Consider the following 22,640-nt stretch of genomic DNA (forward strand, 5'->3'; position numbering starts at 1 on the left):
CGCGCCGCGTCGTGCGCGCTGGCGGCGTAGCGGGAGTACGAGGACTCCACGATCGCCGACGAGACCCGCACCACAAGCCAGGCGGTCGCCGCGCCGCCGCCCGCCCTCCGGCGCGCGCGACCGCCCGCACCCGCGGGGCCGACCCGGAAGCGGCCCGCGGCGCGGGGCGGCCGGAGGCGGCCGGCCGGGCGGACCGGGAGCGCGGCGCGGCGGGCTGGTCAGGCGTCATGTCGTATCCCTCCAGTTTCCCCGCGCGAGCGGTCCTCGCGGGGGGACCGGCGGGCTACTGATCGTCCGGGAACCGGCCGGAGGCCAGATCATGTACCGCCGCGGCGAAGGCATCGCCCCGCTTGTTGTAGTTGGTGAACATGTCCATCGAGGCGCAGGCCGGTGCCATCAGGACGGTATCGCCCGGCCGGGCGAGCCGCGCCGCTTCGCGCACAGCCGCCGCCATCGCCCCAGTGTCGGTCCGGTCGAGGTCCACGACCGGGACATCTGGCGCGTGTCGCGCCAGCGCTTCGCGGATCAGGGCGCGGTCGGCGCCGATCAGCACGACACCGCGCAGCCGCACCGCTGCCGTGACGACGAGCTCGTCGAAGGTGGCGCCCTTGGCGAGGCCGCCCGCGATCCACACGATGTGCTCGTAGGCGCCCAACGACGCCTCCGCGGCATGGGTGTTGGTCGCCTTGGAGTCGTCGATGTAGGCGACGCCGTCGACGTCCGCGACATGCTCCACGCGGTGCGGATCGGGCCGGAAGGCGCGCAGGCCCTCCCGTACGGCCTCGGGCGGCACGCCGTAGGCGCGGGCCAGGGCGGCCGCGGCGAGGGCGTTGGCGATGTTGTGCGGCGCCGGCGGGTTCACATCCGAGACCTCGGCGAGCTCCTGGGCCCGCTTGTGCCGGTCCGGGACGAAGGCCCGGTCGACGAGGACGTTCTCGACGACGCCGAGCTGGGAGGGGCCGGGGATGCCGAGGGTGAAGCCGATCGCCCGGCAGCCCTCCTCGACATCGGCCGCGCGCACCAGGTCCTCGGTGGCGGGGTCGGCGGCGTTGTAGACGCAGGCCACCTGGTTGCCCTCGTAGATCCGGCCCTTGTCGGCCGCGTACGCCGCCATGGAGCCGTGCCAGTCGAGGTGGTCGGGGGCGAGGTTGAGGACGGCCCCGGAGTGGGCGCGCAATGAGGGCGCCCAGTGCAGCTGGTAGCTGGAGAGCTCGACGGCCAGCACGTCGTACCGCTCCTCGCCCAGCACGATGTCCAGCAGCGAGACGCCGATGTTGCCGACGGCGGCGGTGCGCAGCCCGGCCGCCTCCAGGATGGCCGCGAGCATCCGCACCGTGGTGGTCTTGCCGTTGGTGCCGGTGACCGCGAGCCAGGGCGGCGCGTCCTCGCCGCGCAGCCGCCAGGCCAGCTCCACATCGCCCCAGACCGGGACGCCGGCCTCGGCGGCGGCCTGGAAGAGCGGGCTGGTGGGCTTCCAGCCGGGCGTGGTGACGATCAGCTCGGTGCCCTCGGGGAGCGTGTCACCGTCGCCGAGGCGGACCGTGATGCCGAGCGGCTCCAGCTCGGCCGCCTGGGCCCGCTGCGGCTCGCCGTCGCTGCCGTTGACGACGGTCACCGTGGCCCCGAGGCCCCGCAGCGCACGCGCTGCGGGGACCCCGGAGACGCCGAGTCCGGCGACGGTGACCTGCCGGCCGGCGAGGTCGGCGACGTCGAGATCGGCGACGTCGGGCGTCACTGGGCTCGCCAGCCCGCGTAAAAGATGCCGAGTCCGACGATCACGCACATGCCCTGGATGATCCAGAACCGGACCACCACAAGGACTTCGCTCCACCCCTTGAGTTCGAAGTGGTGCTGGAGTGGCGCCATCCGGAAGACCCGCTTCCCGGTCATCCGGAAGGAGCCGACCTGGATGACCACGGACATGGTGATCAGCACGAACAGGCCGCCGAGGAGGGCCATCAGCAGCTCCGTACGGGAGCAGATGGCCAGACCCGCGAGGGCGCCGCCGAGCGCGAGCGAACCGGTGTCACCCATGAAGATCTTGGCGGGCGAGGTGTTCCACCACAGGAAGCCGAAGCAGGCGCCCATCAGCGCGGAGGCGACGACCGCGAGGTCGAGCGGATCCCGCACTTCGAAACAGGACGAGGGGTTGGTGAGGGTCTCCGCGTTGGCGCAGGACTCCTGGTACTGCCAGACGCCGATGAAGGTGTACGCGCCGAAGACCATCACGGAGGCGCCGGTGGCCAGACCGTCGAGGCCGTCGGTGAGGTTCACGCCGTTCGACATCGCGAGGATCATGAACAGCGCCCAGATCGTGAAGATCACCGGGCCGAAGGACCAGCCGAAGTCCTGGACGAAGGACAGCCGGTCGGAGGCGGGCGTCTGCTGGCGCGCGTCCGCGAAGTTGAGCGAGAGGATCGCGAAGGCGATACCGACGATCAGCTGCCCGGCCATCTTCGCCTTGGCGCGCAGGCCCAGGCTCCGCTGCTTGACGATCTTGATGTAGTCGTCCAGGAAGCCGACCAGGCCCATGCCCGCGAACAGGAAGAGCACCAGCACCCCGGAGAAGGTCGGCTGGCTGCCGGTGATCACCTTCGTCACGGCGTACGCGATCAGCGTCGCCAGGATGAAGGCGATACCGCCCATGGTCGGGGTGCCGCGCTTGCTGCCGTGCGTACGCGGGCCGTCGTCCCGGATGTACTGGCCATAGCCCTTGCGGGCCAGCAGCTTGATCAGCAGCGGGGTGCCGATCAGGGTCAGAAAGAGCCCGATGGCTCCCGCGAAGAGGATCTGCCTCATGCCCATCGGCCGGCGACCTCACCCTCACCCTCGAGCAACGCCTGCGCAAGCCGCTCCAGGCCGACCGACCTGGACGCCTTCACCAACACGACATCCCCCGGTCGCAGCTCGCTGCGCAGCAAATCGACCGCTGCCCGCACGTCGGACACGTGCACCGACTCCTCACCCCACGAACCCTCGTTCTTGGCGCCCATGTCCAGCCAGGCGGCCTCCTGGCCGCCGACCGCCACGAGCTTGCTGACGTTGAGCCGGACGGCCAGCCGCCCGACCGCGTCGTGCTCGGCGAGTGACTCCTCGCCCAGCTCGGCCATCCGGCCCAGCACCGCCCACGTACGACGCCCCGGTGTAGCGGCGCCCATCGCGGCCAGCGCGCGCAGCGCGGCTCGCATGGACTCGGGGTTCGCGTTGTAGGCGTCGTTGACGACCGTCACGCCGTCCGAGCGCTCGGTGACCTCCATCCGCCAGCGGGAGAGCTGCCCCGCCTCGGAGAGCGCCACGGCGATCTCGTCGACGGACATGCCCAACTCATGGGCGACGGCGGCCGCGGCGAGCGCGTTCGACACGTGGTGCTCACCGTACAGGCGCATGGTCACTTCGCTGCACCCGGTAGGGGTGTGAAGCGTGAAGGCGGGGCGGCCACCGTCCGCGAGCCGGACATTCTCGGCACGGACGTCGGCGTTCTCGGCCTCGCCGAACAGGACCGTACGGGCCTTCGTACGGGACGCCATGGCGCGCACCAGGGGGTCGTCGGCGTTGAGCACCGCCACCCCGCCGTCCTCGGCGCGGGGCAGCGCCTCCACCAGTTCGCCCTTGGCCTCGGCGATCTGCTCACGGCCGCCGAACTCGCCGATATGGGCGGTGCCGACGTTGAGGACGAGGCCGATCCGGGGCGGGGTGAGGTCCGTCAGATACCGGATGTGGCCCTTGCCGCGGGCGCCCATCTCCAGCACCAGGTGCTGGGTGGTCCCGTCGGCGGTCAGAGCGGCGAGCGGGAGCCCGATCTCGTTGTTGAAGTTGCCCGGCGTCCATACGGTCGGGCCGTGGCGCTGGAGCAGCTGCGCGATCAGATCCTTGGTGCTGGTCTTGCCGGCCGAGCCGGTCAGTGCGACCACCTTGGTGCCCAGTCGCTCCACGACGGCACGCGCGAGCGCTCCCATGGCGGCGATGACATCGGGCACGACGATCGCGGGTACGGGGGCGTCCGCGGTACCGACGGGGCGGGCGGCCAGAACCGCCACCGCGCCCGCCTCGACCGCGCCCCGCGCGAAGTCGTGGCCGTCCACGCGGTCACCGGGGAGCGCGGCGAAGAGGCTGCCGGGCCGCACCTCACGGGAATCGATCACGACGGGACCCGTGACCTTGAGGTCGGGGTCCGGTATGTCGTGCGGCTGTCCACCGACTAGGCCGGCGATCTCAGCGAGGGACAGTGCGATCACTGCTCACCTCCGGCCGTGCGGGGGAGCTGCCTGGAGGGTGCTGGTGCGCGCATGGCGGTCTGTCATCCCTGGTCGTGTTGGTCTGTGTCCCAGTGCGGTCCGCTCGCCTCCCGGCGCTCGGAATCGCGCCGGCGGGCTCGCTCACTGAGCTCGATGGCTTCGCGTAGTACCTGGCGGTCGTCGAAGGCGCGTACCACCCCGGCGATGTCCTGGCCCTGCTCATGGCCCTTGCCCGCCACGATGACGGTGTCGCCGGGCTCGGCGCGGGCGACGGCGGCGGCGATGGCGTTCGCCCGGTCCTCCTCGACCAGCACATCGCCACGTTCGTGCGTGGGCACCTCGGCGGCGCCCGCGAGCATGGCGGCGAGGATGGCGAGGGGGTCCTCGGAGCGGGGGTTGTCGGAGGTGAGGACGGCCGTGTCGGCGTACCGGGCCACCGCTGCGCCCATGGGGCCGCGCTTGAGCCGGTCGCGGTCGCCACCGCAGCCGAGGACGGCGTGCAGCTTGCCGTCGGTGACCTTGCGCAGGGCGCGCAGCACCGACTCCACGGCGTCGGTCTTGTGGGCGTAGTCGACGACGGCGAGATACGGCTGGCCGACGTCGACCCGCTCCAGCCGGCCGGGGACGCCGGGGACGGCAGCGACGCCGTCGGCGGCCGTCTGCGGGTCGATCCCGGCGACGGCGAGGGCCACGATCGCGGCGAGCGCGTTGGCGACGTTGAAGGGGCCCGGGAGGGGGGCCGCGGCGCGCACGGACTCGCCGTTCGGGCCGACGGCGGTGAAGGTCGAGCCGAGCGGGCCGACCTCGACGTCCGCGGCGCGCCAGTGGGCGTCGGGGTGGCCCTCGGCGGAGAAGGTGGTGACCGGGACCTCGGACTGGAGTGCGAGCCGCCGGCCGTACTCGTCGTCCAGGTTGACCACTCCGGCGCGGCTGCGGGCCTTGGTGAACAGCTGGGCCTTGGCCTGGAAGTAGTCCTCCATGCCGGAGTGGAACTCCATGTGCTCCGGGCTGAGGTTCGTGAAGACGGCGACATCGAAGACGCAGCCGTCGACGCGGCCGAGGACCAGGGCGTGGCTGGAGACCTCCATGACGACCGAGCGGACCTCGCGCTCGCGCATCACCGCGAAGAGGGCCTGGAGGTCGGTGGCCTCCGGGGTGGTGCGCTCGGACTTCATGCGGTCGTCGCCGATCCGCGTCTCGACGGTGCCGATGAGGCCCGTAAGGCCGCCGGCGTCCTTCGCGGCGGCCTTGAGGCCGCCCTCGACGAGATACGCGGTCGTGGTCTTGCCGGAGGTGCCGGTGATGCCGATCTGCAGCAGGCTGTGGCCCGGCTCGTCGTAGATCGTGGCGGCCAGCGCGCCCATCCGGCCGCGCGGATTGTCCACGACCAGGACCGGCAGCCCGGTGGCGGCGGCGCGCTCGGCGCCGGCCGGGTCGGTCAGTACGGCGGCCGCGCCGAGGTCGGCGGCCTGGGCGGCGAAGTCCGCGCCGTGGAGGCGGGCACCGGACAGCGCGGCGTACACATCGCCGGGGCGCACGGCGCGCGAGTCATGGGTGATCCCGGTGACCGCGGCGTCGGCCGGTGCTTCGGGGGCATCGACGCCCAGCTGATCTGCCAGCTCCGCGAGCGGGATCGGGCGGACCTGGAGAGGGCGGGGCGCTCCCGGGTATTCCACAGAAACGTCCTTCTGAGGGGTTTGGGACTGATCAGCGTGGGGCACGGCGGTGAGCGTACCCGGCGCACCCGCTCCCCCGCGAAATGAGGCGGCGAAGCGGGGCGGTACCGGACCATGGTTCCCGGGGTCCGGCGTGATCGTCGTCACGGCTGGGCCCGCTCACTGGCCGGGGCTGTAGCTCACGGGGAGCCGCTTGGGCTGCTTGCCGGTGGGCGCGACCTGCAGACTCTTGAGCCCGAACTCCATGACCTTCTTGTACACCGGTCCGCAGACCTGGCCGCCGAAGTAACTGCCCTTCGTCGGATTCTGTACGGCACAGTAGACCGTGAGGCGCGGTTTGTCGGCGGGCGCGAAGCCGGCGAAGGAGGCGGTATAGCCGCGGTAGTGGCCGGTCTTCGGGTCCACTCGGTTGGAAGTGCCGGTCTTGCCCGCGACCTGGTAGCCGGGGATCTTCGCCTTGGCGCCGGTGCCCTGCTGGTCGTTGACGACCGACCCGAGCATCTCGGCGAGCGTCTTCGCGGTCTCCTTGCCGACGACGCGGGTCTTCTTGGGCGCCGGCGCGGGCGTGAAGGCGCCGCCGGGGCCCTTGGTGCCGCGGATGAGGGTGGGCGCGATGCGCTCGCCGCCGTTGGCGATGGTGGAGTACACGGAGGCCGCCTGGACGGCGTTGAGCGACAGCCCCTGGCCGAAGGCGATCGTGTACTGCTGCGAGGAGCTCCAGTCCTGCGGCTTGGCCAGGATGCCCGGGGTCTCGCCGGGGAAGCCGAGCCCGGTGGGCTGGCCGATGCCGAACTTCCGCAGATAGGAATAGAGAATCCGGTTCTTCTGCTTGCTGTTCTTCGCCAGCTGCTCGGTGGCCAGGATGGTGCCGATGTTGCTGGACTTGGCGAGCACGCCGTTGAGCGTCAGATACCAGGTGGGGTGGTCGATGTCGTCGGCGAAGGCCCGGTCCGCGCGCGGCAGCCGGTTCGGGACCTCCACATGGGTGTCCCACCGCGCGACGCCCTCCTGCAGTACGGCGGCCATCGACATCAGCTTGCTCACGCTGCCGGGCTCGTAGGCGTCGGAGACCGCGGCGTTGCCCAGGGCGTCCGCGTCCGTCGTGGAGATGTCGTTCGGATCGAAGCCGGGGGCGTTGGCCATCGCCAGGATCTGGCCGGTCCGGGTGTCCTGGACGATGACATAGCCGCGGTCGGCCTTGGACTTCCCGACCTGCTCGGTGATGGCGCTCTGGGCGGCCCACTGAATGTCGCGGTCAAGGGTCAGCTCGATGTCGCTGCCGGGGACCGCCGGCTGTTCCCTGACGTCGCCGGTGGGCACCTGGTGGCCCCCGGACTGGGCGTAGACCCGCTTGCCGTCCTTGCCCGCGAGCTTCTTGTTCAGCTGCTGTTCGAGCCCCGCCGCGCCGCGGCCGTCGGCACCCACGAAGCCCAGTATCCCGGCGGCGAGGTCCCCGTTCGGATAGACCCGCTTGCTGTGCGCCTCCCGGTTGACCCCGGCGAGGACATTGGTGCCCTTGCCCTTGGCCGCGGCGTCGTCCAGGGCGTTCTTCAGGTCCTTGATCTGGTTCCAGACCTGCGGGGACTGCTGCCGGGCCAGCACCACGTACTGCGACTTCGGGTTGTCGGTGAGCTTCTTCTCCAGATCGGCCCGGTCCTTGCCGAGGATCGGCGCGAGCAGGGCGGCGGCCTGGCGCGGCGCGTCATGGGTCTTGGCCATCTTGGGCGTGAGGAGGTCGGGGGCAGCCGTGATGTCGTACGCGTCCACCGTGGTGGCCAGGGCGACGCCGTCACGGTCGGTGATGGAGCCGCGCTCGGCGGAGAGCTTCACCGGGATGTAGCGGTTGACGTTGGCCTTGGCCGCGTACGCACTGGCGTCCACGGCCTGCACCTGGAGCAGCCGTACGACGAAGGCCAGCATGACGAGGGTGAGGCCGAGGCTGATCAGCCGCAGCCGGGGGCGCGGGCTGCCCAGCCGCAGCAGCTGGGCGGAGCCGGGGCGCGGGCGCTGCGGCGGACGGCCGGACGGCCCCGGGCGCCGGTCGGGACGGTGCGCGGTGCCCTGGCGCGGCCGGCGGGCGGCGCGGGCGGCCGGTTCCGGCACCCTGCGGCGGCGGGGGTCCTGGGGCGCGGTCACGCGGCGCCCGCCCGGGACTCGGCCGACGGGCTCGGCTGGGCGCAGACAAGGGTTCGCGTCACCGTGTCACCTACTGAGGGGCCGGGGTGGACGTCGCGGAGGCGGAGGAGGCGGCGGAGGGCAGCACCAAGCGCGTCCCGGAGGCCGCCGTGGCCGTGGGCTTCCCCGTGGGCTTCCCCTTGGGCTTCCCCGTGCCTGCCGAGGGGGACGGTGCGGGCGTGGCCGACGACGCCGCGACGGACAGTGCGGGGGCCGGTGAGGCCGGCTTCGGGGCCAGCAGGGGCGGCAGGACCGCCCCGGGGGCGCCCATCACCGAGGACTGCCCCGTGGCCGGGGCGGGCACACCGCGGACCGTGCCGTCCGGGTTGAGGAAGACGGGGCTGCCGCCGGGCACCATGCCGAGCTCGCGGGCCCGCCGCTCCAGCGCGCCGGGCGCGGAGAGCTGGTCGACGTCCTGCTGAAGCGCCTGGCGCTCGTCGGTGAGCTCCTTGGTCTGCTTCTCCAACTTGCTGAGCTCGAACGAGCCCTGGTTGAGAGAGGAGTTCAGCAGCAGCAGCGCGATCAGCCCGGAGCCGAGCAGGACGACCACGAGCAGGACGAAGGGCGTGCGCTTGGCCGTGGTGGCTCCCGGCGCCGCCCGCCCTGTCGGACCGGCCGCCCCCGCCGCCGCCCCTGCCCCACTCACGGCGCCGCCTCCTCGTTCGCCCCGCCGCGGCAGCGGCTGATGTCACAGCCGTCCGCGCGGCGCAGAGGTGCGGCTCTCATCGCCGTCTGCGGCCCGGCGGCCGCGCGCACGTCGCACAGCACCTTCTCGTTCGCTTCTCCGCCCGCGCGGCGCAGAGGTGCGGCTCTCATCGCCGTCTGCGGCCCGGCGGCCGCGCGCACGTCGCACAGCACCTCCTCGTTCGCTTCTCCGCCCGCGCGGCGCAGAGGTGCGGCTCTCATCGCCGTCTGCGGCCCGGCGGCCGCGCGCACGTCGCTCACAGCGCCTCCTCGCGGATGCGTTCCGCGCCCCGAAGACGCGCCGGGGCCGCCCGGCGGTTCTCGGCGATCTCCTCCTCGGTGGGCAGCTCCGCGCCGCGGGTGAGCAGCTTGAGCCGGGGCTGGTACTGCTCGGGGACGACCGGCAGCCCGGGTGGCGCGGTGTTGCCGGCGCCGGCCGTGAACACCTGCTTGACCAGGCGGTCCTCCAGCGAGTGATACGAGAGTACGGCGATCCGGCCACCGACGGCGAGCGTGGAGACGGCCGCCGGGATGGCCCTCTCCAGGACCGTGAGCTCTCCGTTGACCTCGATCCGCAGCGCCTGGAAGGTGCGCTTGGCGGGGTTGCCGCCGGTGCGCTTGGCGGCCTGCGGCAGCGCCGCGCGGATCAGCTCGACGAGCCGGGCGCTGTTGTCGAACGGTTCCTTCGCCCGCTCGCGCACCACGGCGTCCACGATCTTCTTGGCGAACTTCTCCTCGCCGTACGCCCGCAGGATGCGCACCAGCTCGCCCGGCGGATAGGTGTTGAGCACCTCGGCGGCGCTGACGCCGGTGCTCTGGTCCATCCGCATGTCCAGCGGGGCGTCCTGGGCGTAGGCGAAGCCGCGCTCGGCCTCGTCCAGCTGCATGGACGACACGCCGAGGTCGAAGAGGACCCCCTGGACGCGCGGCACGCCGAGCCGGTCGAGGACCTCGGGCAACTCGTCGTAGACGGCGTGCACCAGGGTCGCCCGGTCGCCGTACGGGGCGAGCCGCTCGCCCGCGAGCCTCAGCGCGGCCGGGTCGCGGTCGAGGGCGATCAGCCGGGCCGCCGGGAAGCTGCTCAGCAGCGCCTCGCTGTGTCCGCCGAGGCCCAGGGTGCAGTCGACGACGACCGCGCCGGGCTGGGCGAGAGCGGGGGCCAGCATGTCCAGACAGCGCTGGAGCATGACGGGAACGTGGAGAGCGTTGCTGCTCATTGCGCTGCTCGTGCGCCCTTCTGAGGGTCGGGCGAGGAGGGTACGCACCTCCGGGTCCCCGCCCGCTCTGAAGGGGAAGCGGCCATCTGGCGCCGGGGAAGTGACGTCAGGCGGCCGGAGCGGGAGGAGGCCGAGGGGTACGTACGCACCGCGCTCACGCGAAAATTCCGGGATCCAAAGGGGAGCGTCACGCCTCCCACTTCGCGCCACTTTAGTCCACTCGTCCCCTCGGTCAACCAACCGGCCAGCGCGTCCCGCCCCGGGTGTGGACCACCTCGTTCAGCCGTGGGGCACCAGGGCCCACACCCCTGTGGAGTGCCTCACATCACCCCATCGGCCCACCCCGTTGCCCACGTTTGCCCGGACTAAAGAGAAGACAAAACCCGCTGGTGAGATACCTTCATAATCATGTCGATATCAGCGCCGCAGCCGAACCAGTCCGCTGACCGCGACGCCCTCGCGGAAGGCACGGTCACCGACCGCCTCGTTGAGGCCAACCGGCAGTACGCCGCCCAGTTCCACGACCCCGGGATGGACGCGCGCCCCGTGCTGCGCGTCGCCGTCGTCGCCTGCATGGACGCGCGGCTCGATCTGCACGAGGCGCTCGGCCTGGAGCTGGGCGACTGCCACACGATCCGCAACGCGGGCGGTGTGGTCACCGACGACATCATCCGATCGCTGACCATCAGCCAGCGCGCGCTCGGCACCCGCAGCATCGTGCTCATCCACCACACAGGCTGCGGTCTGCTGAGTCTCACCGAGGACTTCCGGCATGAGCTGGAGGAGGAAGTGGGGCAGCGGCCGGCGTGGGCGGTCGAGGCGTTCAAGGACCTCGACGCCGATGTACGCCAGTCGATGCAGCGGGTGCGCACGTCCCCGTTCCTGCCGCACACCGACGACGTCCGCGGCTTCGTCTTCGATGTGACGACGGGTCTGCTGCGGGAGATCGAGCCGCGAGAGTGACGGGATTTACCCCCTGAACTCATACAAGGGTGACAAATAACCCCGGGTTATCCACAGCCAAGTGACGCGAAGCCGCGGAGACCGCAAGAATGCATAAGTGACATCGCCCCCCGCAACCCCGCGGGGGACCGGTGTCAGCGTTTGCGGTGGGCCGGTCCGTTCCAAGGGCAACGGCCCTGAGAACGGGGCCGAGGAGGGCCGGGTGACGACCTATGACGAGCGAGCGAGCCTCAGCGATCTGACCACCACAGCGGAGCGGATCCGCCGGTCGGTGGAGGGTGTGATCGAGGGCAAGCCCGAGGTCGTACGGCTTTCGCTGACCGTGCTGCTCGCCGAGGGGCATCTGCTGATCGAGGATGTCCCGGGCGTGGGCAAGACGATGCTCGCCAAGGCGCTCGCGCGGTCCATCGACTGTTCGGTGCGGCGGATCCAGTTCACTCCGGACCTGCTGCCGTCGGACATCACCGGCGTGAGCATCTTCGACCAGCAGCGCAAGGAGTTCGAGTTCAAGCCGGGCGCGATCTTCGCCCAGATCGTGATCGGCGACGAGATCAACCGCGCCTCGCCCAAGACCCAGTCGGCGCTGCTGGAGTCCATGGAGGAGCGCCAGGTCACCATCGACGGGGAGACCTACGAGCTGCCCAGCCCCTTCATGGTGGTGGCCACGCAGAACCCGGTCGAGATGGAGGGCACCTATCCGCTGCCCGAGGCGCAGCGCGACCGCTTCATGGCGCGCGTCTCCATCGGCTACCCCAGCCCGCAGGCCGAGCTGGAGATGCTGGACATCCACGGTGGCGTCTCACCGCTGGGCGATATGCAGCCGGTCGCGCACGCCCATGAGATCGTCAAGCTGGTCGAGGCGGTGCGCTCGGTGCATGTGGCCGAGGCCGTCCGGCGGTACGCGGTCGAGCTGGTGGCCGCCACCCGCAACCACCCCGATCTGCGGCTCGGCGCCTCCCCCCGGGCGACGCTGCATCTGCTGCGGGCGGCCAAGGCGTCGGCGGCGCTGGCCGGGCGGGACTTCGCGCTGCCGGACGATGTGCAGTCGCTGGCCGGGGCGGTGCTGGCGCACCGGCTGCTGCCCACCGCGCAGGCCCAGCTGAACCGGCGCACCGCGGAGCAGGTGGTCGCCGACATCCTGCAGCGCACCCCGGTGCCCACCGCGGCCTCGCGCGGCTCCGCTCCCATGCCACCGGTGCCGCCCATGCCCCCGGTCGACTACGGGCACCAGCCGGGTGCCCGGAGGCTGTGATGACCGCAGGGGGGACGGGCGCGGCTCCCGGCGGCTCCGGCGACGGGGAGGACAGCAGCGGGCTGCGGGCCGCGCTGGCCGGTCTGACGACCCGCGGCCGGTCCTTCCTGGCCGCGGGGGTCGCCGCCACGGTGTGCAGCTATGTGCTGGGCCAGGAGGATCTGCTGCGGGTCGGGCTGCTGCTGGCCGCGCTGCCGCTGGTGTGCGTGGCCGTGGTCTACCGCACCCGGTACCGGGTGGCGGGCAGCAGACGGCTGGCGCCCCCACGGGTGCCGGCGGGCTCCGAGGCCCGGGTGCATCTGCGGATGGACAACGTCTCGCGGCTGCCCACCGGGCTGCTGATGCTCCAGGACCGCGTGCCGTATGTGCTGGGGCCGCGGCCCCGCTTCGTCCTGGACCGGGTGGAGGCGGGCGGGCGGCGCGAGGTGTCCTACCGGGTCCGCTCGGATCTGCGAGGGCGCTATCCGCTGGGCCCGCTCCAGCTCCGGCTGAACGATCCGTTCGGGATGTGCGAGCTCACCCGCGCCTTCAGCGCGCACGACACCCTCACGGTGGTGCCGCGGGTCGAGCCGCTGCCCGCGGTGCGCCTGACCGGCGAGGCCGCGGGGTACGGGGACGGGCGGCACCGCTCGCTGGCGCTGGCCGGCGAGGACGATGTGATTCCGCGCGGCTATCGCCATGGCGACGATCTGCGCCGGGTGCACTGGCGCTCCACCGCGCGCTACGGGGAGCTCATGGTCCGCCGCGAGGAGCAGCCCCAGCGCGCGCACTGCACGGTGCTGCTGGACACCCGTTACACCGCCTACCAGGGCTCGGGGCCCGGCTCGGCCTTCGAATGGGCGGTGGCCGGGGCGGCCTCGGCCGCGGTGCATCTGCTGGAGCGCGGCTATGCGGTCCGGCTGCTGACCGACACCGGAAGCTCCGTGCCGGGCCCGGACGGCGGGGGCGGCTTCACCGGTTCCACTCATGACTCGGCGGAGACGGCCGGGCTGATGCTGGACACCCTCGCGGTGGTGGACCACTCCGACGGCGGCGGGCTCTCGCGCGCCTATGACGTGCTGCGCGGCGGCACCGAGGGGCTGCTGGTGGCCTTCCTGGGCGACCTGGACGAGGAGCAGGCGGCGATGGCCGGGCGGATGCGGCACCGCACCACGGCGGCGGTGGCGTTCGTCCTGGACAGCGCGGCGTGGTCGCGCGGGATGCCGGCCGCCGGTCCGCATCCGCTGGAGGAGCGGCTGCGACGGTTGCGCGAGCCGGGGTGGACGGCGCTGCCGGTCGCCCCCGGCGACTCGCTGGCACACCTGTGGCGGCAGGCCGACGCCCAGGTCGCCACCCGGGCCGACGCCGGTCCTGTGATCGGCGGCATGACAGGGAGCTGGGCATGATCCATCAGACGCCCCCTGAGGCGAAGGCGGGGGACACGGCATGAGTGGAAGTGTTCGGCTCTCGATATGCGCGACCCTGGCCACGGTGGCGGCGGCCTGTGCGCTGCTGCCGCTGGTGGATCCGGCCGCCTGGCTGCTGCAGGCCATGCTGCTGCTGGCCCTCCAGAGCGCGGTGGGCGTGGCGGCCCGCAGGGTCCCGCTGGCCCGCTCGCTGACGGTGACCGCGCAGTTCCTGGTGGCGCTGTTGCTGCTCACGCTCGTCTTCGCGCGCGGCGAGGCGCTCGGCGGGGTGCTGCCGAGCCCGCAGGCGCTCCATGAGTTCGCGCTGCTGCTGCGCGAGGGCGCCGACGATGTGGGGCAGTACGCGATTCCGGCGCCGCTCACCGACGGCATCCAGCTGCTGCTGATCGGCGGGGTGCTGGTGATCGGCCTGGTGGTCGACGCGCTCGCGGTGACCTACCGCAGCGCGGCCCCCGCCGGGCTCCCGCTGCTCGCGCTGTACTCGGTCGCGGCGGGCCTGTCCGACAACGGGAGCGACTGGCTGTGGTTCCTGGTGGCCGCGGCCGGCTATCTGCTGCTGCTCCTGGCCGAGGGCCGGGACCGGCTGTCCCAGTGGGGCCGGGTGTTCAGCGGCGGCGCCCCGCATCCGCCGGGCATGCCGCCGTCGGGCCTGGCCGGGGCCGGGGGCAGTCCGGTGCTCGCCCCGGTCCGTACCGGCCGCAGGATCGGCGCGCTCGCGCTGGGCATCGCGCTGGCGGTGCCGGTGGCGCTGCCATCCCTGGACGGCGGGCTGCTGGACCGGCAGGGCAGCGGCGGCGGGTCGGGCGGCGGTGGCGGCACGATCTCGGCGGTGAATCCGCTGGTGTCGCTGCAGGACAGCCTGAACCAGCCCGAGAACAAGGAGGTGCTGCGGTACCGCACCTCCTCGCAGACCACCCAGGACCTCTATCTGCGGATCGTCGCGCTCGACAAGTTCGACGGCACCTCGTGGAAGTCGTCCGAGCGGCATGTCACGGATGTGCCGAGCCAGCTGCCGTCGCCGACCGGGCTCGGCCCCTCGGTCCGGGTCTCCTCGATCGACACCTCCATCTCGGCCGCCGACTGGTACGCACAGAACTGGCTGCCCCTCCCCTACCCCGCGTCCAAGGTCGAGATCGACGGGCGCTGGCGCTACGAACCGGAGGGCCGCACGCTGGTCGGCGACCGCGGCCAGACCACCCGGGGCGCCCACTACCGGGTCACCAGTCTGCTGGTGGAGCCGACCGCCGAGCAGCTGGCCACCGCGCCGACGCCGTCCCCGCGGGTGCTGCGTGAGTACACGCAGGTGCCGGGCTCGCTGCCGTCGGTGGTCGCCCGGACGGCGCGGCAGGTGACGGCGGGCACGACCAACGCGTACCAGAAGGCGGTCAAGCTCCAGGACTGGTTCGCCGTGAACGGTGGATTCCGCTACGACACCCAGGTGCAGTCCGGCAGCGGCTCGGCCGCCATCGCCCGGTTCCTGAAGCAGAAGGAGGGCTTCTGCGTCCACTTCTCCTTCTCGATGGCGGCCATGGCCCGGACGCTGGGCATCCCGGCACGGGTGGCCGTCGGCTTCACCCCCGGCACCGCCCAGGCGGACGGCTCGGTGTCGGTCGGTCTGAAGGACGCGCACGCCTGGCCCGAGCTGTATTTCGAAGGCGTCGGGTGGACCCGCTTCGAGCCCACCCCGAGCCGGGGCACCCAGCCCGACTACACCATGGAGCAGACCCCGTCGGGCGACGCGTCCGATGAGCCGACGGCACAGCCGAGCACCTCGTCCGAGCCGTCGGCCGCGCCGACCGCCTCGGACACCTGCACGCCGGAGATGAAGAAGCTGGGCGACTGTGGAGGCGCGGCGGCCCAGCAGCCGGACAACGGCGCCTCGGGCGGCGGTTGGTCGGCGACCAAGGTCACCAGCTGGAGCTCGCTGGCGCTGCTGCTGATCGTGATGCCACTGCTCCCGATGCTCTACCGGCGGCGGATACGGGCCCGCAGACTGGGTGGTTCGGGCGGCCGCACGGAGCAGGACGCGGCCGACCGGACGCTGGCCGCGTGGCGCGAACTGGTCGATTCGGCCTGGGACTTCGGCGTACTGCCGGACGACTCCCAGACCTCGCGCAAGGCGGTGGCGCGCATCGTGCGGATCATCGGGCTCGACGGCGAGGCGGCCCTGGCGGCACAGCGGGTGGCCGCGGCGGTCGAGCAGGTGCTGTACGCGCCGCGGCCGGGCCCGGTGGCGGGCGTCGCGGACGATGTGCGGCGGGTGCTGGCCGGTTTCCGGGCACAGGCCGGGCGGCGGGAGCGGCTGCGGGCGCTGGTGGCGCCGCGGTCCGCGGTCCAGCTGATGTGGGCGGGCGCACGGCGCCGGTCCGCGCTGGTCGAACGATGGGGAGCCCCGCGCTGGGCGCGGTGGGCGTCCCAGCTGCGGGGGCCCCGCGGCCAGCGGGGCTGAGGCCGCCCCGAGACCGGCCCACAGATCCCGGGCCCGCCCGACCCACAGATCCCCCGAGCCACAGGCCCTGGCTCCGAACCCCAGGCCCTGGGCCGAGGCACACGTGAGGGGCGGTCGCCACCCGGCGACCGCCCCTCAACCGTTCATCCGTGAATTCTCAGTGGCCCTGTTCATCGCGGCGGCGCTGCCACCGCTCCTCGATACGGGTCATCATCGAGCGGCGCTGGCGGCCCTGACTGCGGGGAGCCGCCCCGCCGGGACGCTGCGCCTCACCGGGCTTGGGAGCCTTGCGCCAGCCGGTCACCGCGAGCACCGCACACCCCAGCATGATGAGGAAGCCCACCACGCTGATCCAGATCTGCGGAACGATCACTCCGACCATGAGGAGCGCGATACCGACCAGAAAACCCGCGACCGCCTGGTAGACCCGTCGCCGGGTGTACGTGCGCAGGCCGCTTCCCTCAAGCGCTGTCGCGAACTTGGGATCTTCGGCGTACAACGCTCGCTCCATTTGCTCGAGCATGCGCTGCTCGTGCTCCGAGAGCGGCACGGAGTCCTCCTACTCGTCGGTCGCGGGGGGCGACCGGGGTGCGACCCTTTCAGGATAGGCAGGGAATCGCCCCCGTGAAACCCGCCCCTCAACGCCAATTCGCCCACCGTTACCTGTGTGGCGAAAGTTGACGCTGAGACCTGCATTCCCCTCCCGCCGATGCGCCATGCCGGACGGTGTACCCCGATCATACGGGGCCGCGCGTTCGACCGGGCCTCCTGTGGCCTACTCCACCTGCCCCGTCCATCACCCCGCGGCGCAGGTGGAAAGGTCAGTCCCGCTCGGCGAGAACGTGCAGCTGAGTGGCGACGGACTGGAACGCGGGCAGCTCGGCGGCGGCGGCCTCCAGCCGCAACAGGGCGTCCAGTGCGCCGGGCTCGGTGTCGACCAGCACACCGGGGACGAGATCGGCGAAGACCCGCACCCCGTGCACCGCGGCGATCTCCAGACCGGCCGCCGTCACCAGCCCGGACAGCTGGTCGGCGGTGAAGCGGCGCGGCACCGGGTCTCCGGAGCCCCAGCGGCCCTGCGGATCGGTAAGCGCTTGCCGGGCCTCGGTGAAGTGACCGGCCAGTGCGCGGGCGAGCACGGCGCCGCCCAGGCCCGCGGCGAGCACGCTGAGGGTGCCGGCCGGGCGCAGCGCCGCCGCCGCGTTCCGCAGGCCCTCGGCGGGGTCGTCCACGTACTCGAGCACGCCATGGCACAGGACCACGTCGTAACCGCTGCGCTCGACGACGTCGAACAGGCCGTGGGCGTCGCCCTGGACGCCGCGCACCCGCTCGGCGACCCCGGCCTCGGCAGCCCTCCGCTCCAGCGCGAACAGCGCGTTGGGGCTCGGGTCGACCACCGTCACATGGTGGCCGAGGCGGGCGACCGGAACGGCGAAATTACCGCTGCCGCCGCCGGTGTCCAGCACATCCAGCGCCCCGTGCGCGGCCCCGTCCGCAACGGCCTCCCGGCCCGTGGCCTTGGCCCGCCGTTCCAGGGCGTCTTTCAGGACATCCCAGACCACGGCGGTACGGAGGGACGCACGGGGGCGCTGCGGGTCTGACACGGCGGGTGGCTCCTCGGCGCGGTGCCGCCACCGCCCGGAGGCGGCGGCGACGAGTTACTGACGTCGGCGCTCCCAGCCTATTGCCTCCGGCGCCGCGCCCCACGCCAGGCGTCAGGCCGGGCCCGCGCCAAGCCCCGGCCCGGCCCGGCCCGGCACGCCCGATGTGTCCTGCCCGGCCCGCGCTCATATTCCGGACGGGCCCAGGTCAGACCCCAACCCGGCCCATGCCAGGCGCCCGGCCCGGCCCGCTCAGGCCCCGGACGAGCCGGGTCAGCCCCAACCCGGCCCGCTCAGGTCCCGGGCGGGCCCGGGTCAGGCGCCGGACAGGCCCGGCTCAGCACGCACTCAGGCGCCGGACGGGCACGGGTCAGGTGCCGGGCGGGGCACGGGTCAGGCGCCGGGCGGGGCCGACGTCTCGCCCGGCGGCGTCTGCTGGGGCAGCGCGGGCTGGAGCATCAGCATCCGCTCGACCAGCCGCAGGAACATGGCGGCGGCGCGCAGCAGATCGTCCGCGTCACGGCAGCCGGCCGCGCCCGGTATGCCCGCCTCGGCGCGGGCCCGGCGGTCGGCGCCGGAGGCGAACAGCGCGCTCCACTCGGTCAGTTCGGGAGCGACTTCCGGCAGCACTTCCCAGGCGCTGCGGATCCGGGCGCGGCGGCGCGCCGAGGACTCGGGCCGGCCGCGCACGGCGAGCACGGCCGCGGCCGTGCGCAGGGCGGCCAGATGTGCGGTGGCGAAGCGCTCGTTGGCCGTCTCCAGCACGGCGGCCTCCTCCAGACCCCGGTGGGCCTGGGTGAGCAGGTCGAGGGCGGCGGGCGGAGCGGCCTCGCGGCGCAGCACGGGGTGGACATCGCTCGCGGGGCCGGTCAACGAAGGGGCAGGGGCGGCGGCACGGTGCCGGCGCGCTGCGGCGGTACTGGCCATGACGAAACTCCTGTCGTCGCGTGGCGGCCGATCTTGTGGTAAAGCGACCGCCGTATGGACCCATCGTGGGACACACCACTGACAATCGGCCCTGACCTGCGCGAACGACCCCGGTCGCCCAACTCGCCCGACCATGCCCCATACTTGCTTCTGTACTGACCAGTCAGTTCAAATTTCAAGGGGAGTGGTTCGTGTGGAGGACACCCCAGACGGGGAGGCCGGGGCCGCGGTGACGGCCGAGGGGCTCGGCGTCAAGGGGTCGCGCGGCTGGGCGTTCCGCGGCGTGGACATCACCGCCGAACCCGGTGCGCTGATCGCGGTCGAGGGCCCCTCGGGCTCGGGCCGTACCTCGCTACTGCTCACGCTCACCGGCCGCATGCGCCCCAGCGCCGGGCAGGGGACCCTCGGCGATCTCCGTGTTCCCCAACAGATGGCGCGTATACGCCGGATCAGCGCCCTCGCGCATGTGCCCGGCGTCACCGAGCTCGACCCGGTGCTCACAGTCGCCGAGCATCTGCGCGAGCGCGCCCTGCTCCTGCGCCGGTTCGCCGACTCGCCGCGCGGGCTGCTGCGGCCGCGCCGTGAGCGGGCCGCCGCGTCCCGGGCCGCGATCGACGCGGCCCTCACGGCCGCCGGGCTCGACCTGGACGCGCTGCCCAAGGGGCCGCGTACGGCCGTACGGGACCTGGAGCGGCTGGAGGCACTGCGGCTGTCGATCGCGCTCGCGCTGATCGCCCGGCCGCGGCTGCTGGCCGTCGACGACGCCGATATGAAGCTCTCGGACGCCGAGCGCGAGCGGGCGTGGGCGCTGCTGCGGGAGATCGCGGAGGGCGGCACAACGGTGCTCGCGGTGTGCAGCCAGGCCCCGGACGACGCGGTCGTGGTCTCGACCGCGACCGCCGCCGGGCAGACCGCCGCCGGGCAGACCACCGCCGGGCAGACCGCCGCCGGGCAGACCGCCGCCGACACCGCCCGCAGCGAGGACGACACGACGGACGGGAACGAAACCACGGACGAGAACGAGGAGGGGTCGGCGGATGCGCTCGCCGAAACTGGCCGCGCTTGAGCTGAAGCGGTTCGGCAGGGGAAAGCTGCCACGGGCGGCGCTCGCCGCCCTGCTCCTGCTGCCGCTGCTGTACGGCGCGCTCTATCTGTGGTCCTTCTGGAACCCGTACGGCAAGCTCAACAAGATCCCGGTCGCGCTGGTCAATTCGGACACCGGCGCCACCGCGAAGGGCAAGAAGCTCACCGCGGGCGACGACATCACTGACAAGCTGCTCGACAGCAAGACCTTCGACTGGCACCCGGTCAGCGCCGAGGAGGCCCGTAAGGGCGTCGCGGACGGCACGTACTACCTCTCGCTGACCGTCCCCTCGGACTTCAGCAAGCAGATCGCCTCCAGCTCCGGCAAGTCCCCGGAAACCGGCGCCCTCAAGGTGCGCACGAACGACGCCAACAACTACATCGTCGGCCAGATCTCCCGCTCCGTCTTCTCCGAGGTCCGCTCCGCGGCCTCCACCAAGGCCTCCCGGGGCTTCTACGACAACATCTTCATCTCCTTCTCCGACATCCACGGCGAGACGGAGAAGGCCGCCAAGGGCGCCGACAAGCTCGGCAAGGGCATCGGCAAGGCCAAGAAGGGCGCGGGCGACCTCGCCAAGGGGCTGGCCAAGGCCAAGAAGGGCAGCCGCGAGCTCAAGTCCGGCATCGGCAAGCTCGACAAGGGCTCCGGGAAGCTGGAGACCGGCGCGGGCGGGGTCGCCGACGGCACCCAGACCCTGGCCGACAAGGCGAACGACGTGTCCGCCAAGGTCGGCCCGTTCCTCAAGAAGAACGGCAAGGAGATCGGCGAGGTCTCCCGGCTGGTCGCCGAGGCTTCCCGGAAGGCGTCCGACAACCTCGACACGCTCCCCGAGACGACCTCCGCGGCAGCCGTCAAGGCCCGTAAGGCGTCCGACGACCTCGCCGCCGGCTACCGGGCGCGCTGTGAGGGGGTGGTGACCGCCGATCGGGACTGCCCCGCGCTGAAGAAGTCGGTGGCCGCGGCCGACACCGCCGCCGATGTGGCCGAGGACGTCAACACGCTGGTGCGGAACAACACCGACCAGCTCGACACCCTCGGCACCCACTTGGACGATCTGCACGACAAGGCGCTCTGGCTCGCCGACAACGCCCCGCACCTCGGCAGCGACCTCGACTCCGCCGTACAGAAGATCAACACCCTCAACTCCGGAGCGCACAAGGTGGCCAAGGGCGCCGACGCCCTGCACACCGGCCTCACCACCGCCAAGACCGGCGCCTCCGACCTCGACAGCGGCGTAGGCAAGCTGCGCACGGGGGCGGACACGCTGAACGGCGGCATGTTCAAGCTCGTCGACGGCTCCGGCAAGCTCTCCGGCGGTCTGCACGACGGCGCCGGCAAGATCCCCGACTACGACAAGCGCGACCGCGACGCCCGCACCGAGGTGATGTCGGATCCGGTGCAGCTCGTCAAGCAGGCGATGCACAAGGCACCCAACTACGGCACGGGTTTCGCCCCGTACTTCATCCCGCTCTCCCTGTGGGTCGGCGCGATGGTGGCGTACATGCTGATCCAGCCGCTCAACGGGCGCGCGCTCGCCGCGGGCGCCGCCTCCTGGCGCGTGGCGCTCGCGGGCTGGCTGCCGGTCGCCGCGATCGGTGTGGTCCAGATGCTCGCCCTGATGGCCGTGCTGCACTGGGCGATCGGGCTGCAGATGATCCGGGCGGCGGGCACGATCGGCTTCCTGCTGCTGGTGGCGGCCTGCTTCGCGTCGATCGTGCAGTGGCTCAACGCCCGCTTCGGACCGGCCGGCCGGATCCTGGTGCTGGCCCTGCTGATGCTCCAGCTGACCTCGGCGGGCGGCACCTATCCGGTGCAGACCAGCCCCCGCTTCTTCAGCGCCATCCACCCCTTCCTGCCGATGACCTACGTCGTGGACGGGCTGCGCCGGCTCATCACGGGCGGCGGGCTCGGCCCGGTGTGGCTGGCGTGCGGGGTGCTGCTCGGCTACACCGTGGCCTCCCTCGCCCTCACCGCGTGGTCGGCCCGGCGCCGGCAGGTGTGGTCGGTCGACCGGCTGCACCCGGAGCTGAGCCTGTGAGCGGGACCACTTCGGCAGCGGGCACAATCGGCGCTATGGACAGCAGCAGCACGCGCCGCCAGGCCACACGGCAGAAACTCTTCGAAGCAGCGGTCACCCTCATCGCGGAACAGGGCTTCTCCTCCACCACCGTGGACGAGATCGCCGAGCGGGCGGGGGTGGCCAAGGGCACGGTCTACTACAACTTCGCGAGCAAGACCGTGCTCTTCGAGGAGCTGCTGCGGCACGGCGTGGAGCTGCTCACCGCCTCGCTCCAGAACGCCGCCGACGAGAACGCCGAGCGCGGCGGCAGCCATGTGGACGCGCTGGACGCGATGGTCCGGGCCGGACTGGACTTCATCTCCCGCTATCCGTCGCTGACCCAGCTGTACGTGGCCGAGCTGTGGCGCACCAACCGCGCCTGGCAGTCCACCTTGATGATGGTCCGGCAGCGGGCCATAGCGGTGATCGAGGCCGAGCTGAGGGAGGGCGTCGCCGCGCGGGAGCTGAGCGAGGACATCGACGTTCCGCTGACCGCGTCGGCGCTGTTCGGGATGGTGGTGGTCGCCGCGCTGGACTGGCAGTCGTATCAGCCGGAGCGGTCGCTGGACGATGTGCACGCGGCGCTGTCGCGGCTGCTGCAGGGCCGCGTCGGCGGAGCCGTGGCCAACGACGCCGGAGCCGTGGCCAAGGGCGTCGCCGGCACCTCCGGCTAGACACCCGGACGACAGCAGAAAGGCGCTGTTCCGGCGCGGTTCGACCCCCATCGACCCGCGCCGGAGCAGCGCCTCCCCCCGTGCCCCCCGTTCCCCCGTTTCCCCCTCTTTCCCCCGGTTGAAGCCTCCTTGGTCCCCGGAGACTCCCCCGTGCCGTCCAGGCCGCCGCGCCGTTCCGCCGCCCCGTGTCGGCGGTGCGGCGCGCGGCCCTTCCGTGTGCTCCACTCTCTCCTCCGCG

Annotated in this window: 18 protein-coding genes; 7 read left to right on the top strand and 11 right to left on the bottom strand. The window is 72.5% G+C overall.

From position 1 onward, the window contains the following. Window positions 1–283: 283 nt before the first annotated feature. From murD to rsmH, 8 genes are all read right to left on the bottom strand, one after another. On the bottom strand, window positions 284–1,735 hold the full coding sequence (gene murD / locus ABZS71_RS08300) for a UDP-N-acetylmuramoyl-L-alanine--D-glutamate ligase (protein WP_356208395.1): 1,452 nt from the start codon (window positions 1,733–1,735) through the stop codon (window positions 284–286). After that, the gene (gene mraY, locus ABZS71_RS08305) at window positions 1,732–2,799 is read right to left on the bottom strand and encodes a phospho-N-acetylmuramoyl-pentapeptide-transferase (RefSeq protein ID WP_356208529.1); all 1,068 of its coding nucleotides are present in this window, start codon (window positions 2,797–2,799) and stop codon (window positions 1,732–1,734) included. Before mraY ends, murD begins: the two co-directional genes overlap by 4 nt. Then, entirely contained in the window at window positions 2,796–4,235 is a 1,440-nt protein-coding gene (gene murF, locus ABZS71_RS08310; RefSeq protein WP_355852471.1) for a UDP-N-acetylmuramoyl-tripeptide--D-alanyl-D-alanine ligase, read from the bottom strand. Before murF ends, mraY begins: the two co-directional genes overlap by 4 nt. Before the next feature lie 62 nt (window positions 4,236–4,297). Further along, window positions 4,298–5,956, bottom strand: coding sequence for a UDP-N-acetylmuramoyl-L-alanyl-D-glutamate--2,6-diaminopimelate ligase (locus tag ABZS71_RS08315; protein WP_355852474.1), 1,659 nt, complete (start codon window positions 5,954–5,956; stop codon window positions 4,298–4,300). Window positions 5,957–6,070: 114 nt separating this feature from the next. Beyond that, window positions 6,071–8,047, bottom strand: a complete 1,977-nt coding sequence (locus ABZS71_RS08320; RefSeq protein WP_356208396.1) for a penicillin-binding protein 2 — start codon at window positions 8,045–8,047, stop codon at window positions 6,071–6,073. 70 nt (window positions 8,048–8,117) lie between these two features. After that, window positions 8,118–8,642 (bottom strand): septum formation initiator family protein, encoded by a 525-nt coding sequence (locus ABZS71_RS08325; protein ID WP_356208531.1) that lies wholly within the window; start codon window positions 8,640–8,642, stop codon window positions 8,118–8,120. Window positions 8,643–8,728: 86 nt separating this feature from the next. Continuing rightward, window positions 8,729–9,031 (bottom strand): hypothetical protein, encoded by a 303-nt coding sequence (locus ABZS71_RS08330; RefSeq protein ID WP_356208397.1) that lies wholly within the window; start codon window positions 9,029–9,031, stop codon window positions 8,729–8,731. Then, window positions 9,028–9,987 carry a 16S rRNA (cytosine(1402)-N(4))-methyltransferase RsmH gene (gene rsmH, locus ABZS71_RS08335; RefSeq protein WP_355852482.1) on the bottom strand — a complete coding sequence of 320 codons (960 nt, stop codon included), beginning with the start codon at window positions 9,985–9,987 and terminating at the stop codon, window positions 9,028–9,030. The genes ABZS71_RS08330 and rsmH overlap by 4 nt, the downstream gene beginning before the upstream one ends. A gap of 408 nt (window positions 9,988–10,395) precedes the next feature. On the opposite strand from rsmH, the gene ABZS71_RS08340 reads away from it, so the two are divergent. The 4 genes from ABZS71_RS08340 (at window position 10,396) to ABZS71_RS08355 (ending at window position 16,057) form a co-directional block, all read left to right on the top strand. Then, complete coding sequence (locus ABZS71_RS08340) at window positions 10,396–10,950, top strand: carbonic anhydrase (protein ID WP_355852484.1); 555 nt, start codon at window positions 10,396–10,398, stop codon at window positions 10,948–10,950. A 202-nt stretch (window positions 10,951–11,152) separates the two neighbouring features. Continuing rightward, window positions 11,153–12,202 carry a MoxR family ATPase gene (locus tag ABZS71_RS08345; RefSeq protein WP_355852487.1) on the top strand — a complete coding sequence of 350 codons (1,050 nt, stop codon included), beginning with the start codon at window positions 11,153–11,155 and terminating at the stop codon, window positions 12,200–12,202. Further along, a complete protein-coding gene (locus ABZS71_RS08350; protein WP_356208398.1) occupies window positions 12,202–13,587 on the top strand; it encodes a DUF58 domain-containing protein in 1,386 nt (461 codons plus the stop codon). Before ABZS71_RS08345 ends, ABZS71_RS08350 begins: the two co-directional genes overlap by 1 nt. Window positions 13,588–13,627: 40 nt before the next feature. Continuing rightward, entirely contained in the window at window positions 13,628–16,057 is a 2,430-nt protein-coding gene (locus tag ABZS71_RS08355; RefSeq protein WP_356208400.1) for a DUF3488 and transglutaminase-like domain-containing protein, read from the top strand. Between the two features lie 157 nt (window positions 16,058–16,214). Here ABZS71_RS08355 and ABZS71_RS08360 read toward each other — a convergent pair whose 3' ends face one another. From ABZS71_RS08360 to ABZS71_RS08370, 3 genes are all read right to left on the bottom strand, one after another. Next, window positions 16,215–16,607 carry a DUF3040 domain-containing protein gene (locus ABZS71_RS08360; RefSeq protein WP_355852496.1) on the bottom strand — a complete coding sequence of 131 codons (393 nt, stop codon included), beginning with the start codon at window positions 16,605–16,607 and terminating at the stop codon, window positions 16,215–16,217. A 271-nt stretch (window positions 16,608–16,878) separates the two neighbouring features. Then, the gene (locus tag ABZS71_RS08365; protein WP_355852499.1) at window positions 16,879–17,661 is read right to left on the bottom strand and encodes a methyltransferase; all 783 of its coding nucleotides are present in this window, start codon (window positions 17,659–17,661) and stop codon (window positions 16,879–16,881) included. Between the two features lie 390 nt (window positions 17,662–18,051). Next, complete coding sequence (locus ABZS71_RS08370) at window positions 18,052–18,585, bottom strand: SAV_6107 family HEPN domain-containing protein (RefSeq protein ID WP_356208402.1); 534 nt, start codon at window positions 18,583–18,585, stop codon at window positions 18,052–18,054. Window positions 18,586–18,778: 193 nt separating this feature from the next. Here ABZS71_RS08370 and ABZS71_RS08375 point away from each other — a divergent pair, with 193 nt between their 5' ends. From ABZS71_RS08375 to ABZS71_RS08385, 3 genes are read left to right on the top strand one after another with little or no spacing between them, the layout of a single operon-like run. Then, window positions 18,779–19,651 carry an ATP-binding cassette domain-containing protein gene (locus ABZS71_RS08375; RefSeq protein WP_356208403.1) on the top strand — a complete coding sequence of 291 codons (873 nt, stop codon included), beginning with the start codon at window positions 18,779–18,781 and terminating at the stop codon, window positions 19,649–19,651. Further along, window positions 19,623–21,707, top strand: coding sequence for a YhgE/Pip domain-containing protein (locus ABZS71_RS08380; protein ID WP_356208404.1), 2,085 nt, complete (start codon window positions 19,623–19,625; stop codon window positions 21,705–21,707). The genes ABZS71_RS08375 and ABZS71_RS08380 overlap by 29 nt, the downstream gene beginning before the upstream one ends. Window positions 21,708–21,742: 35 nt before the next feature. Continuing rightward, complete coding sequence (locus ABZS71_RS08385; protein ID WP_355852511.1) at window positions 21,743–22,402, top strand: TetR/AcrR family transcriptional regulator; 660 nt, start codon at window positions 21,743–21,745, stop codon at window positions 22,400–22,402. The last annotated feature ends 238 nt before the right edge of the window (window positions 22,403–22,640 follow it).

It is taken from the genome of Streptomyces sp. NPDC005393 (assembly GCF_040606675.1).
Classification (GTDB): Bacteria; Actinomycetota; Actinomycetes; order Streptomycetales; family Streptomycetaceae; genus Streptomyces.

Bases quoted from the DNA above. Each gene is read 5' to 3' on its own strand.
- ABZS71_RS08355 (WP_356208400.1), top strand. From the start codon at position 13,628: ATGAGTGGAAGTGTTCGGCTCTCGATATGCGCGACCCTGGCCACGGTG.
- ABZS71_RS08385 (WP_355852511.1), top strand. From the start codon at position 21,743: ATGGACAGCAGCAGCACGCGCCGCCAGGCCACACGGCAGAAACTCTTC.
- rsmH (WP_355852482.1), bottom strand. From the start codon at position 9,987: ATGAGCAGCAACGCTCTCCACGTTCCCGTCATGCTCCAGCGCTGTCTG.
- ABZS71_RS08370 (WP_356208402.1), bottom strand. From the start codon at position 18,585: ATGGCCAGTACCGCCGCAGCGCGCCGGCACCGTGCCGCCGCCCCTGCC.
- ABZS71_RS08350 (WP_356208398.1), top strand. From the start codon at position 12,202: ATGACCGCAGGGGGGACGGGCGCGGCTCCCGGCGGCTCCGGCGACGGG.
- ABZS71_RS08340 (WP_355852484.1), top strand. From the start codon at position 10,396: ATGTCGATATCAGCGCCGCAGCCGAACCAGTCCGCTGACCGCGACGCC.
- ABZS71_RS08380 (WP_356208404.1), top strand. From the start codon at position 19,623: ATGCGCTCGCCGAAACTGGCCGCGCTTGAGCTGAAGCGGTTCGGCAGG.
- mraY (WP_356208529.1), bottom strand. From the start codon at position 2,799: ATGAGGCAGATCCTCTTCGCGGGAGCCATCGGGCTCTTTCTGACCCTG.